At 44.0% G+C, this 14,413-nt stretch carries 10 protein-coding genes; all 10 read left to right on the forward strand.

Features of this window, described 5'->3' with window-relative positions; genetic code table 11:
* The first annotated feature begins 42 nt into the window (after window positions 1-42).
* The 10 genes from AB8P72_RS06270 (at window position 43) to AB8P72_RS06315 (ending at window position 14,312) form a co-directional block, all read left to right on the forward strand.
* Window positions 43-3,084 carry a M48 family metalloprotease gene (locus AB8P72_RS06270; RefSeq protein ID WP_369958228.1) on the forward strand — a complete coding sequence of 1,014 codons (3,042 nt, stop codon included), beginning with the start codon at window positions 43-45 and terminating at the stop codon, window positions 3,082-3,084.
* 135 nt (window positions 3,085-3,219) lie between these two features.
* The gene (locus tag AB8P72_RS06275) at window positions 3,220-4,116 is read left to right on the forward strand and encodes a hypothetical protein (protein WP_306495816.1); all 897 of its coding nucleotides are present in this window, start codon (window positions 3,220-3,222) and stop codon (window positions 4,114-4,116) included.
* A gap of 128 nt (window positions 4,117-4,244) precedes the next feature.
* Window positions 4,245-5,354, forward strand: coding sequence for a 3-phosphoserine/phosphohydroxythreonine transaminase (serC, locus tag AB8P72_RS06280; protein WP_369958229.1), 1,110 nt, complete (start codon window positions 4,245-4,247; stop codon window positions 5,352-5,354).
* A gap of 246 nt (window positions 5,355-5,600) precedes the next feature.
* Entirely contained in the window at window positions 5,601-7,433 is a 1,833-nt protein-coding gene (locus AB8P72_RS06285) for an extracellular solute-binding protein (RefSeq protein ID WP_369958278.1), read from the forward strand.
* Window positions 7,434-7,565: 132 nt separating this feature from the next.
* The gene (gene gloB / locus AB8P72_RS06290; protein ID WP_369958230.1) at window positions 7,566-8,345 is read left to right on the forward strand and encodes a hydroxyacylglutathione hydrolase; all 780 of its coding nucleotides are present in this window, start codon (window positions 7,566-7,568) and stop codon (window positions 8,343-8,345) included.
* 213 nt (window positions 8,346-8,558) lie between these two features.
* The gene (yejB, locus tag AB8P72_RS06295) at window positions 8,559-9,629 is read left to right on the forward strand and encodes a microcin C ABC transporter permease YejB (RefSeq protein ID WP_369958231.1); all 1,071 of its coding nucleotides are present in this window, start codon (window positions 8,559-8,561) and stop codon (window positions 9,627-9,629) included.
* A complete protein-coding gene (locus tag AB8P72_RS06300) occupies window positions 9,629-10,711 on the forward strand; it encodes an ABC transporter permease (protein WP_369958232.1) in 1,083 nt (360 codons plus the stop codon). The genes yejB and AB8P72_RS06300 overlap by 1 nt, the downstream gene beginning before the upstream one ends.
* Window positions 10,712-10,742: 31 nt before the next feature.
* A complete protein-coding gene (locus AB8P72_RS06305; protein WP_369958279.1) occupies window positions 10,743-12,422 on the forward strand; it encodes an ABC transporter ATP-binding protein in 1,680 nt (559 codons plus the stop codon).
* Window positions 12,423-12,456: 34 nt separating this feature from the next.
* Complete coding sequence (locus AB8P72_RS06310; protein WP_369958233.1) at window positions 12,457-12,699, forward strand: hypothetical protein; 243 nt, start codon at window positions 12,457-12,459, stop codon at window positions 12,697-12,699.
* 302 nt (window positions 12,700-13,001) lie between these two features.
* Window positions 13,002-14,312, forward strand: a complete 1,311-nt coding sequence (locus AB8P72_RS06315; RefSeq protein WP_369958234.1) for an iron-containing alcohol dehydrogenase — start codon at window positions 13,002-13,004, stop codon at window positions 14,310-14,312.
* Window positions 14,313-14,413: the final 101 nt, after the last annotated feature.

A 14,413-nucleotide genomic window follows, 5' to 3' on the forward strand; every position in this document is an offset into this window, starting at 1 on the left:
TCATATTAAATGCAGTTAGTTATGGTTAGGTAAAATACATAGATGGATTTCTTTGGTGCACAACGTAGCCGTACTCAGCGCAGCTTGTTGCTTTATGGGTTATTTTTTCTGATTGTCTTTGCCCATATTGCGGTGGCACTTGGTGTTATGGCGCTGCTGCTCACGCTATTCACCGGTGGCATTTATCATTGGGTATTAATACTGGTTGCTGTCTGGACAATCGGTAGCTTTATCGTCGGTAGTTTTTTAGAGTATAGACGCTTAAAAGCAGGTGGTCGGGCGATTGCTCAACGTGTGGGTGCAGTGCGCTTGTTTATCGACCACAGCCAAGACACTTGGGAGCATAGCCAAGGAGTTGCCCATCAGCATCAGCCTGTATCAAAAGTTCGCTTTAGTGCCCGCCAGATTGCCGTACGTGATGAGCGGGATTTCCCGCCTGTTTATCGGCGTTATTATGAGATTGCCCAGCAGCTAGCCATTGCTTCAGGTTTGCGAATGCCAATTTTATATGTGCTGCCTGAAGAACAAGGCATTAATGGTTTTGTGGCGGGTCGCCATAGCCAAGATATGGTACTCGTCGTCACCCAAGGCGCCCTCGATAAGCTATCTGATGAGGCGCTATACGGGCTAATAGGGCATGAATATGGTCATATCTTACATGGTGATGCGACGTTTAATTTACAGGTAATGGTGGTGCTAGCAGGATTGCAATTACTCTATGACTGGAGTGATTCTATTAATAATTTTGGTTCTGGTTATAAAGTCAGTTATCAAAACACTCAGCAAAACAAGCAGCAAAACTATTTTGATGGCTCTTTTATTAATAGTGCGGTCAATCAAAGCAACCCTTTACCGCAAAGAGCAATCGATAGCCATGCGCGTCGCACTGAGGCGCAGTCAGCCAACTTTACCACGCATAGTGAATGGGTCGCCTACTGGCAAAGCCAGTCGCAAAGCCAGCAATCTTCAGCTAAGAGTCAGTCAAGATGGCTACAACATAATGATAAGTTCAATAGTCAAGCGCCGCGTAATATCTGGACATTATTAATCCATGGATTGAGTTTTTCTAGTATGGCCAGTGCGCAACTGATTAAACACAGCTTTAATCGTGAGCGCGAGTTACTTGCCGATGCGACCAGTGTGCAGCTGACACGTTCGCCGGCTATTATGGAAACCTTAAAGGCCATTCACCAAGATGCGCTTGGTTCGCGCTTAACTTCCATCGCCGATATCAATGGATTAAGTCATTTCTTTTTTGCCAGTAGTGGTGCCGATTTGGGTGATGTCTCTTGGTTTGCCACGCATCCAAGTTTGGCTGAGCGTATGAGTGCCATCAATGCCAACGCTTATCATGATTTCGCCGTGCAAGTGGCTAAAGAAAAACGTCTCAATCAGCAAAAGATAAAAGAAATTTATGAGCAGCGCCGCTTGGGTGATTGGGGTGTGATAGTAGCAAATAGCCTAAGTAAAAATAAATTCGCTGATAAAAATATTGATAATATATTCAATGATGTTATTGACGAAGATGCGATTAAAAAAGATGCTATTAAAAAAGAAATCGCTGCCTTTTCTACTAGTGAAATGCAGAACGAATTGCAAGGCGATAACGGGCTTGAGTTTGTTGTAGAGCAAGATATTGTTATTGATGGGCGTTTGCAGGTGCAAGCACAAGATATTGGTACTCATCAGCTGCTTAAGCCGTGGCAAGCCAAACCTGATCGTGATTTGCCATCAGATACCTTGATTGCTATCGAAGATATACAAAAGGTATCGCTACCGCAGTATGTGCTCAATCACAGTTATCACCCGCTCGGGGCGCAGGCTTTGATTGAAGCCGTGCTACTTTGTCATCAGGGCTCTGTGCTGTCAACAGCAGCAACTTATGATTTAACTGATATCTGGCTTGGGCTTGATGAGGATAAGAGATTTTCTGCTGAAACTAAAGTTGATATAAATAACACGCGAGTTTTACCGCATACACTCGATCATAAATTGTTAGCGGCAGTGGCAAATCTTGACAGACGATTAGACAGCGCTTTGATTGCGTTGGCGTTAAAGCAACTACGCCAGCATGATTTATCAGAAAGTGTTATTGATGAATTGCTCTTAAAATATGAAGCCAGTCACCGTAATCAAGATCATCAACATTACGTGCAGCAAAAAAAGTGTCGTACGATGCTATTGCGTTATCAGCAAGGTATCATTGAGATGTTTGAAAACTCCCTAACGGCTGATTTAAGCCAAAATATCGCTGATAATATAGATAATGATGATTCTATTGATAAGTCTACATCCGTATTAAATCCTTTAGAGAATACGTACTCGCGATTGTCTCGGTCGCCTTCGATTTTGTCCTTATGGCAGGCGCTACAGCTACAGCAATTATTACCCATAATATCTGCCGTATTAAACGATAAACAGGTGCAATCACATCTTCATCGCCAAACCCCTTCATACTATCAATGGCAGCAATTATTGCACGCTGGCACGGATGATATTTATGCTCAGCTTGACCCGTCAGGGCAGGTGTTTGATGGTCTTGATGTTGCCGCAAAAACCATGCTTACTTTATTGGCGTATCGCTTAGCAAAGGATGCCAAAGGGCAGGTAATATCTGCACTAGATGGCTCAGTACCTATCTCAACACCTATTTCAGTGCTCAGCTATAATAGTGCTAGCATTGCTCATTATCTTGTAGATTTACGCCGCCATGCACGTTTGCTTGATATTGATTTAGCTGCCGCTAGTGAGGCAAATTTGCAATGGCTATTATTGACCGCGCAAAATCTAAATAGCGTTCAATTATTAGCATTAATAGCAGCAGTGCCTATTTTTATAGCGCCTGCCAGTCAATCATCTGGCTCTCAAGCCAAAGGTGATGATAATTATCGACAGAGGCAACAGGGCGGCGCTCAAATAGATTATAATGCGATTAATAATAAGCCTTATGGTTATAATGATTACCGGCAATGGCTGAGTACGTTGCATACAGTGATGTTACACGATACGATAGTCAGTCAAGATGAGTATGATTGCTTGACCGAGCTTGCCAATCATTGGTTAGGCGTTCGGCAGCTTTTTTGAGCCATTTAGTTGATGGTATTTAAGTAATGGTTTTGCTTGCAAGAAACGATATGTTCTTGACCTTTTCTTAATAGTATTTCTTTTGACAATAAAAACCTGTAAATCCATTTTAGATAAGTAGGATAGTAAATAAGCATGAGTGATGTCCAAGACCCGCTAATTGTATTGCAGCATCGTATGCAGCAGCGCCAGATTTTAGCGATGATGGGTATCAATCAGTGGGTGCAGCCGAGCTCTGAGACATTGAGTATCGCTGATATTTCTGCGCCTGCCTTGCCTGATGCGGTTGCAGCTAACTCAACTTTAGCTAATACTAGGACTGCTTCTACAACGAGTACTGAACAGCCAAGCATTGAATTTTTGAATAATGAATCTTCTCATATTGCATCCCCAAATATTAATGCCATAGCAGATATGGTAGATGATGAGTCTAATCATTCTTATGATGACGCTAATGAGACAGATTTAAGTCATTCTGACCCACAAAGCCCCGTCACCTATCATTTTGACTCGACTGCCCCTGATATCTCTAAGCCCGCCGTTACCTCACTTGTAAATACGGTCGTTCAGCAAACTGCTCTTGATGACATAAATAATGCTGCAAGCTTTGAAGAGGACAGTTTTAAAGATAGTGGTTTTAACAAAGAGGGCTTTCAAGAGGAAAGCTTTAAAAAGGTAGCACCTTTTGATTTACAAGGTGGTCACTATGGCGATTGGGTAATTTTGGTTGATATCCAAGCCCTTAATCATAACAGCCAAAAACTGTGGCAAAATATCACCCAAGCGCTATCCATCAGTTGTGAGACAACCTCATTTCCTATTTGTGAAGGTATGGATACCGCTGAGCTTGCCAATGCCAGCCTTGCAGGATATGTGTTTAAGATTGGTCGTCGCGAAGAGATAAAAGTGGCGGCATTGACCGTATTACCTGACGGCCTTGAGCATCCGAACTTGACTACTGTGCCGACACTCGATGAGATGCTTGCTGATAGCAAACTTAAACGTCAGCTCTGGGAGCAGTTATCAAAGTAGAATTAAAGGCTTGCCACTTACTATTATTACGACTACTACGACAGAGAGTAAAAGATAACGATAACATTCACCTTTAACAGTTAACCTTTAATAACCACGATGATTTCATCATATTTAGGATAATAATTATGACCACTAAAGCCGCTCCTAACCGTGTACCCAATTTTTCAGCGGGACCTGCCACCATACCGACCGCCGTCTTATCACGCGCTCAAGAAGAGTTGCTTGATTGGCAGGGACGCGGTATGTCGGTCATGGAAGTGAGTCACCGTAGTAAAGAATACATCGCGATTACCGAAAAAGCGGAAGCCAAATTGCGCTCGCTTATGGACATTCCAGATAACTATAAAGTGCTGTTTTTACAAGGCGGTGCCAGCTTACAGTTTTCAGCGATTCCATTAAATCTGTTAAATGGTGGCCGCGCCGACTATCTAACGACGGGTACTTGGTCTGGTAAAGCGGTCAAAGAAGCACAGCGCTATGCCAAACTAGGTTTGGGCGAGGTTAATGTGGTGGCAACGGGTAAAGACAGTAATTTTACCGACGTGCCAGCCCAAAGCGACTGGAACCTGAGTAAAGATGCGGCGTACTTTCACTACTGCGCCAATGAAACCATTCATGGTGTACAAATATTTGAGCCGCCACAAGTCGATGCGCCAATTATCGCCGATATGTCCTCTTGCATTTTGTCACAGCCAATCGACGTCTCTAAATTTGGCATGATTTACGCCGGTGCACAAAAAAATATCGGGCCAGCAGGATTAATTATCGTCATTATCCGTGAAGATTTATTAGGGCAGGCAAGTGAGTGGTGCCCACTACTGATGAACTATGAACATCAGGCTGAAAAAGAGTCGATGTCAAACACGCCAGCGACGTATTCTTGGTATTTAGCAGGGCTGGTGTTTGATTGGTTAGAAGAGCAGGGCGGCGTCGCTGCTATCGCTAAAATCAACCAGCAAAAAGCTGATTTGCTGTATAAAACGGTTGATGACAGCAGCTTTTATAGCAATCCAGTTGACCCCAAATATCGCTCTATCATGAATGTGCCGTTTACCTTAGCGGACAGCAGCCTTGATAAAGTGTTTTTAGAAGAGTCGGAAGCGGCGGGCCTTATGAACCTAAAAGGTCACCGCGATGTTGGTGGTATGCGCGCCAGTATTTACAATGCAGTGTCATTAGAGTGGGTACAGCAGTTGGTTGACTTTATGATAGACTTTGAAAAAAAGCACGCTTAAGTTAGCACAGGTTTTAAAATAAAAGACGCAACTTTTATGAGCTGCGTCTTTTTTTATGCGTATTAGTGTTTTTTAAGCTGCATAATCCGTCATGTAGCAACCTTAACGCTGCAAAGCATTAGGTTAAAAAACCTAAGTTTGTTATGATAAAATTTCGTCAATCGTCTATTTTGCCGTCAGTCGCGCATTTTTTATCCCAGTTGGTTTAGAGTAGAGGGTCGTTATGAGGGGTATTACATAGTCATGATGCTAAAAAACTCTATGCTAAAAGCCGTCTTGCTTGTCATTACGGTCAGCTGGATACCTGTTAGTATCGCAGCGCCAATCACCACGACTGCGCTTGGGCATAATAGTACCACTGAGTATATTGATGTACCGTATATGCCTTATGCCAATCCAAAGGCGCCCAAAGGTGGTACGCTGTCGCTAGATGCACGCGGCACCTTTAATGCGGCCAATAAATGGATGACCACAGGCGTGGCGATGGTTGGCACCGACTATCTGTACGATACCTTGATGACGGGCTCCCTCAATGAAGCCTTTACCATGTATCCGCAGCTGGCTGATAAAGTCACCTATGATCCTGACGATACCAGTTGGATTATTTACCATGTTAATCCTGCTGCGCGCTTTTGGGACGGCTCGCCCGTGACCAGTCATGATGTTAAAGCCACTTATGATGCGATATTGACTAAAGGTCCGATGTATATCCGCAGCTATTTGGGCGATATTAAAGACATTGAGATTATCGATAAGCAGCGGGTAAAGTTTGTTTTTAAGTCTGATGATAATAAAGAGATATTATTAACGGTTGGGCAATTCCCTATTTTTGCTAAATCCTCGATTGATACAGATTTTGAAAAAATAACATTGACGCCGCTCATGGGTAGTGGTCCTTATAAGCTTGGCCGCGTCGATGCGGGGCGTGCGGTCAGCTATGTGCGTGATCCCAATTATTGGGGTCGGGATTTGATGGTCAATCGCGGTCGTTATAATTTTGATATGATTAAGTTTGTCTATTATCAAAGTGATGAGATTGCTTTTGAGGGTTTTAAATCTGGGCAATATCGTTTTCGCCCTGAGAATAAAGCGTCGAACTGGGCAACGGGTTATAACTTTCCTGCAGTCAAGGCAGGTTTGATTTATAAAGAAACTATAAGCAGCGAAAACCCAGTACCAATGCAAGGTCTAGTCATGAATATGCGACGTCCCATCTTTCAAGATATTCGCGTTCGCCAAGCCTTGACGGCAGCTTACGATTTTGAGTGGATGAACAAAACTTTATTCCATGGCCAATATGAGCGCTTACAAAGCTTTTTTCATGGCTCAGAGCTAGCAGCAACTGGCACGCCATCTGCGGCTGAGATGCAGGTATTAAAACCATTGCTAACCAAGCTTGAACCAATTCAGCGGCAAGCGGTATTGACGGAATGGCGATTGCCAACCAGCGATGGTAGCGGTTTTAATCGTCAAGGATTGTTAGAGGCGCGGCAGCTATTGCTAGAGGCTGGTTTTTATTATCAAGATATGAAGTTGTATCAGCCAAACGGTAAGCTTGCTCAGATTGAGATCTTGATGACGGGTGAAACCATGGGGCGGGTATTGTTGCCTTATATTCGTAACCTAAAGCGTTTGGGCTTTGATGCGACCTTACGCCAAGTCGATGGGCCACAATATTATGAACGTGTGCGCCGATTTGACTACGATATGATGGTCGACATCTTTGCCCAGAGCTTATCGCCTGGCGCGGAGCAATTGGGCTTTTGGGGCAGTGCTGCCGCCGATGAAGCGGGTAACGCCAATACCATCGGTATTAAAAACCCTGCGATTGACAGTGTTATTAAAAAACTGGGCGATGCTAAAAGTCGCGATGAGATTGTCTTATATACGCACGTACTTGATCGCCTGCTACGGGCAGGACATTATTTAGTCCCTTTATATGGCAAATCTAGCACCAATGTTGCCTACTGGAATCAATATCGGCATACGGCAAAACTGCCGACCAATGCGATCGGTATCGATTATTGGTGGTCAGATAAAGAAGCGGAAGCCCGTGTTAATCGATACTTAAAGCAATAGTTTAAGATAATGGCTCAAAACAGTTATTTAAAAATTATCATTTAAACCAATAAGTAAAATCTCATTTCATTTGGTTTTTAAAATTTAATAAAAAACATCAGTAATAAAGACAATCACTGCTAAGGATTTTATATGAGTATTCGTATTCACCCCATTAAAGCGTTCAATGACAACTATATTTGGACACTCATTAATGAAAATAATAAGCAGGCGATTGTCATTGATCCGGGTCAAGCCGAGCCAGTTATCGCTTATTTAGAAGAAAATGGCTTGGAGCTGACGTCTATCTGGACCACGCATCATCACCATGATCATATCGGCGGTGTTGCCGAGCTACAAGAATCTTATCCGATGACCCATTTGGTTGCGCATACAGAGCATAACGTCGATGAAGACCAGACCATCAAGGATGGCAGTACGGTCAGTGCGTGGGGCTGCGCCGCGCAAGTGTGGGACGTGTCTGGTCATACCGCAAGCCACGTGGCGTATATCTTAGATATCGATGGACAAAAACATTGTTTTTGCGGTGATACCTTATTTAGTGCCGGTTGCGGACGTGTCTTTACCGGCACGATTGAGCAATTGCATGACAGCTTTAAGCGTTTAAATGGCTTGCCAGCTGAGACGCTGCTGTATCCAGCCCATGAATATACTGCCAGCAACTTACGCTTTGGCTTATCTATTGAACCTGCCAATGAAGCGATGCAGCAAGCGCTTGCGCAAGCAGAAGAAAAAACTGCCCAAGGTATCCCGACATTGCCTGTGACATTAGAGCATGAGCGCGCAATCAACGTGTTTTTACGCAAGCAAGAGCCCAGTGTGATAGCAGGGGTGAAATCTAAAGTCACTATCGATGATGATAAGTCTTTGACTATATTTGCTGCGTTACGTGAGCTTAAAAATAACTTCTAAATGCTAGGGCGTGTGCTCACTTCAAGCGATTGTATCTAAATGGGCTAAAAATGGCTAAATTTTGCCAAATATCGTCAAATAGCTGATTAATATCCCGATATTATTTGCGCTATTTTCCTCATTTGACTGCAATTTATCTCATTTTTATGACCATTTTTAAAATGAGGACACGCCCTAAGTTGTCATATCTCTATGTTTTAGGAAGCCGTCATTATGGGTCGTTATATCTTAAAAAGGTTGTTACTGATATTACCGACGCTATTTTTGATATTGCTGGCGAACTTTGTCATTGTCCAAGCGGCGCCGGGCGGCCCTGTCGAGCAGCAACTGGCGCTTATCGAACAAGGTGCAAAAGACGGTGCGCTCAGCGGTAATATCGGTGCGGGCAGTGCCGGCGGCAACAAGAGCACTTACCAAGGCACGCGTGGTCTATCTGAGGAGATGGTAGCGGCAATTAATGCGCAATACGGCTTTGATAAGTCAGCACCTGAGCGCTTTTGGCTGATGCTAAGGAATTATGCCAAGCTTGATTTTGGTGAGTCGTTTTTTAAAGGTCAATCGGTCACCGATTTGATTGTCGAAAAGCTGCCAGTATCAATCTCGCTTGGGCTATGGAGTACGCTACTAATTTATATGATAGCGATTCCACTGGGCGTCTATAAAGCCATGCATCATGGCTCGGGAATTGATAAAGTCACTGCCATGCTGCTTGCTATCGGCCATGCGATACCCGTTTTCGTATTTGCCGTCATACTATTGGTATTCTTTGCTGGTGGCAGCTATTGGAATATTTTTCCGCTACAAGGATTAACATCAGAGAGTTTTGATCAATTAAGCGCCCTTGGCAAGGTGAAAGATTACTTTTGGCATTTGGCATTGCCGCTCCTAGCAAGTACCGTTGGCGGCTTTGCAGGCTTGACTTACTTGACCAAGTTTAGTTTTTTAGAAGAGCTCGGTAAGCAATATGTCCTTACCGCGCGCGCCAAAGGCTTGGGCGAACGGCAAGTGTTATACGGTCATGTTTTTCGTAATGCGATGTTGATTATTATCGCCGGTATTCCAGCGGCCATCGTTGGGATTTTCTTTGCCGGCAATTTTTTGATTGAGATTATCTTTAAACTTGATGGTTTGGGGTTGTTAGGTTTTGAAGCCATTCAGCAGCGTGATTATCCGGTGATATTTGGTACGCTGTTTATCTTTACTTTGCTCGGGCTGTTACTACAGTTAATCAGTGATTTGAGTTATCACTTAATTGATCCGCGTATTGATTTTGAGGGGCGCTAATGTCAAGTCATCCATTATCTTCTGTACCCTCAAATACATCTTCCATTGTCCCAGAAAAAAAACGCCGCCTAAATCCTATCTGGCAGGCACGCCTCAAGCGTTTTCGCCACAATCGCCTTGGGGTGATATCGCTGTTTATTTTTGTGCTGATATTTGTCATTTGTATGGCAGCCAATGTGATTGCTAATGACAAGCCACTACTGGTTCACTATCAAGGCGATTATTATTTCCCTGTCCTAAAAGCCTATCCCGAAACGACTTTTGGTGGGGTGTTTGAGACTGAAGCCAATTACAAAGACCCTGCAGTGCAAACGCTGATTGATGAGCAGGGCTTTTATATTATGCCGCTCATTCCTTTTGCCGATCAGACACCCAACGTTGAGTTAGGCATTCCATACCCAGCCGCGCCCAATAGCCAAAACTGGCTGGGTACCGATGACTTAGGTCGCGATGTACTGGCACGGATACTTTATGGCATGCGGGTGTCGTTGTTGTTCGGTATCGCCTTAACGCTTGCGGGTGCACTCATTGGCATTATCGTTGGTGCGATACAAGGTTATTACGGTGGCTGGATAGACTTGGCAGGGCAGCGCTTTATGGAAGTATGGGGCGGGATGCCGCAGCTGTTTATGATTATCATTTTGGTCAGCTTGTTTAGCCCTAGTATCTTTATGCTATTTGCCATGATGTTGTTATTCGGTTGGATGGGGCTAGTCGGTTTGGTACGGGCAGAGTTTTTGCGTGCGCGTAATTTTGATTATGTTCGTGCCGCGCGTAACCTTGGGGTGTCAGACAGTCAAATCATGCTCAGGCATATCTTACCTAATGCATTGGCATCAAGCTTGTCACAACTGCCATTTATTCTAACCGCTAATATCATTGCTTTAACAGCGCTAGACTTTTTAGGATATGGGCTGCCACCTGGTTCACCGTCGCTTGGTGAGCTGATGGTACAAGGGAAAAACAACCTTGATGCTCCTTGGCTTGCGCTATCAGGGTTCTTTAGCTTAACCTTTATTTTATCCTTGCTCATCTTCGTTGGCGAAGCGCTACGTGATGCCTTTGATCCGAGGCGCTCCTGATATGACAACTGATGATGTGATAACCACTAATATGACGACTACTAAGCAAAGTGCTACTGAGCAAAATGCCTATTTAAATCATAGTCATAGCAACAGCCAAAATAAGCTCATGCTGAGCGTAGATAAACTTAGCATCGTCACGGACGCAGGCATGGTTCTGGTCGATAAGCTATCGTACGAGCTACGGCAAGGGCAGACATTAGCGATAGTAGGTGAATCGGGTTCTGGCAAGTCAATTGCCAGTCTTGCGCTATTAGGTTTGCTACCGGACAGTTTGACCGTTACTGGCGATGTACAATTAGCAGATGTAACAGGAATGGTGACATTACCGGTAGCTAATAATAAGGCACGTAATGCGGCGCTGCGCTCTATTCGTGGGCAGCGTATCGGTATGGTGTTTCAAGAGCCGATGACCGCGCTAAACCCACTACATACGGTCGGCAAACAAATTGCAGAATCCTTGCGTATCAGCGGCGTCCTCAAAAAACACTGGCGTGAAAAAAGCATGGCTTTGCTAACTGATGTCAATATGACTGACCCTGCTGATAAATTAAATCGCTATCCGCATGAGTTATCAGGCGGTCAACGTCAGCGGGTCATGATTGCTATGGCATTGGCGCAGCAGCCTGATGTTTTAATCGCCGATGAACCGACGACCGCGCTTGATGTGACCTTGCAACATGAGATTCTTGAGCTGTTAGATAACCTTAAGTGTCAGCATAATATGGCAATGATATTAATCAGCCATGATCTCAATCTGGTCAAGCGCTATAGCGATGACGTCATCGTTATGCGCCAAGGACACACGATTGAGCAAGGGCAAACGGCAACGGTATTTAGTGAACCGAAAGCAGAGTATACCCGCTCGCTTATTCAGCAAGACTTTGGACAGGCACTCAGTTTATTGGACGATGAAAGTCAGTTACCAACCGTATTGCAGGTCAGTAACCTACAAGTGCAGTTTCCTGTAGAGAAAAGTCTATTTGGTGGTACTAAACGCTGGTTTGATGCGGTAAAAGATGTCGATATGACTCTGCAGAAAGGGCAGGCATTAGGTATCGTTGGTGAGTCAGGTTCTGGGAAAACCACGATTGCCCTTGCGCTAAGTCAATTGCTCAGCAATCAAGCGCGTGTCAGTGGTCAGATAATGGTCAATGGACATGACATGACGGCATTGTCCAAACGTGAGCTGCGTGCTTTTCGCTCACAGATTCAAATGGTGTTTCAAGACCCCTTTGCCAGTATCAATCCGCGCATGACAGTTATGCAGATAGTCGAGGAAGGATTGCTCGTGCAAGGTGTCAATAAAGCAGAACGCCAGCATGCGGTGATGGATAGTTTGGCGACTGTGCATCTACCAGCTGATTTTACGCAGCGATATCCACATGAGTTATCGGGCGGTCAGCGTCAGCGCGTCGCCCTTGCCCGTGCGCTTATTATGCAGCCAAGTTTATTGATATTGGATGAACCAACGTCTGCGCTTGATAGCACCACGCAGGTTACGGTGGTTGGCCTGCTACGGGAAATTCAAGCAAAATTGAAAATCAGCTATGTGTTTATCAGCCACGATTTAAAAGTAGTCCGCGCCTTATGTCAGCATATGATGGTGATAAAAGACGGCGTGTGTATTGAGTCGGGCCCTAGCGAAGATATGTTTAATAATCCACAGCACCCGTATGCGCAGCAGTTGTTGCAGGCGAGTTCCTTATAACGATAAACGCTATCAATTATTATAAGTAAAAATCATGAGAAAATTATGCTTGATGCTTTTATCTAGCGCTCTATCGCTTAGTGGTTGTTCGGAAAATTCAACCGTAGCTAATACAGAAGAAAAATATGCCATTGGCGATCTTGGTGGCGTTTCTGTAAATCTACCTAGAGAATTTGTCGAATTGATTGAATATGATGGGGATCCTAATTGGGGAGAAAAGCGCGTGGGCAAAAAGCCTGAACGGACCTACAACAAGTTGCTTCCGAGACTATTTTAAGTTTTCGTAAAGAAGCAAGTTGATGGCTGATTTTCTTTGTATAAGTAAAGATGCGACGCTAAATAACCAGAACATCGCAGTTCATAATAATCATGACATCCTAAAAATGGCGGTGGTACAATAAGTTTAAACAGTAGTCTGCTTTATGTAGACGCTGATGCAGCACTTTTATAAACAGTACTTTTATTTTGACAGCATTTTTTATTTTGACAGCATTTTTTATTTTGACTGCGGTGATGAATCACTGCTTTAAGTTGTCGTTATTGCTAGTATTAGCATCATTAAAAAGGATTTTTATACCTATGAAAAAACAAAATACTATTTCTAAATTGGTCAGTAGTACAGGCTTACAACACGCTGGTTATTTGGCGGTTGCTAAGACGCGTGCCAAAGTACTAAAAGCGTTCGCTTACGTTGTGCCAATCAGAAGACCGATGTTGTTTGTCGGTGAGACCTCGTGTGAAGATTTGTGCGACATGCTCATCAATGAAGGCAATACCAATGTTTTTATCGTTACGGACGCGGTATTAAACAAACTTGGTATCCCTGCTAAAGTCACAGATTATCTAGATAGCAAAAATATCAGCTATAAAATCTACGACGGCATTACCCCAGATCCTACTTTTAAAGTAGTCGAAGAAGGATTGCGCAAGTCTGTCGACGCTAAGTGCGACTCAATTATTGCCATCGGTGGCGGCTCGGTTATTGATGCGGCTAAAATGATTGCCATGTCACAAGGCAATAACTGCAAGCCAAAACAGCTTATCGGTATCTTGAAAGCCAGAAAACCTTCGATTCCGCTTTATTGTATTCCAACCACAGCTGGCACCGGTTCAGAAGCGACGTTGGGTGCGGTGGTGTCAGATGACAAAACGCATCAAAAAGCTCTATCTATCGACCCAAGAATGGTGCCATTAGCAGCGGCTATCGATCCGATTATTATGAAAGGCATGCCGGCGCATATCACAGCAGATACCGGTATCGATGTCTTAACCCATGCTTTAGAAGCGTGGATGAGTGCCAATGCTAGCGTTGAGACCGATTATTATGCGGCTTCTGCAGTTAAAACTGTAATGCAAAACCTACCACTGGTTTATAAAGATGGCGGCAACTTGAAAGCACGTGAAGAGATGGGTATCGCCGCTCATTACGGCGGTATCGCCTTTAATAAAGCCGGTCTAGGTTACGTTCATGCTATCGCTCACCAGTTGGGGGCGCACTATAGTATCCCCCATGGCCGTGCCAATGCCATCGTCTTACCATATGTGCTTGACGTCAATCGTAAAGGCAGTAAAAAAAGATTGGCAGAGTTAGCTCGCAAGACTGGTATGGTCAAATCGGGTCAAGCTGGCAAGAGTGATAGCGATATTGCCGATAGTCTCATCGCACAAGTACGCGAGCTGATTGCTACCTTAAATATCGATCCAACCGTTAAAAATATGCAAAGCAGTGATTTTAATGATATTGCCAAAGCCGCGGCAAAAGAAGTCAGCGATACTTATGCGGTGCCGACTTATCTATCTGCTGCTGAGATTAAGGATATTTTAACCAAGATTAAGCAAGCCAGTGATGAGCACGCCAGTCGTGATGCAAAAACTGGTAAGGTTGCTTAAGTTATTTAAGCTACTTAATAAGTCCGATGAACAATCTCTAAAAATAAAAAAGAGCGCATTGCGATATCAGCAATGTGCTCTTTTTCTTTACTTCTCTGCTG

Source organism: Psychrobacter sp. CLB018, assembly GCF_041222815.1.
In the GTDB taxonomy this organism is placed as follows: Bacteria; Pseudomonadota; Gammaproteobacteria; order Pseudomonadales; family Moraxellaceae; genus Psychrobacter; species Psychrobacter faecalis.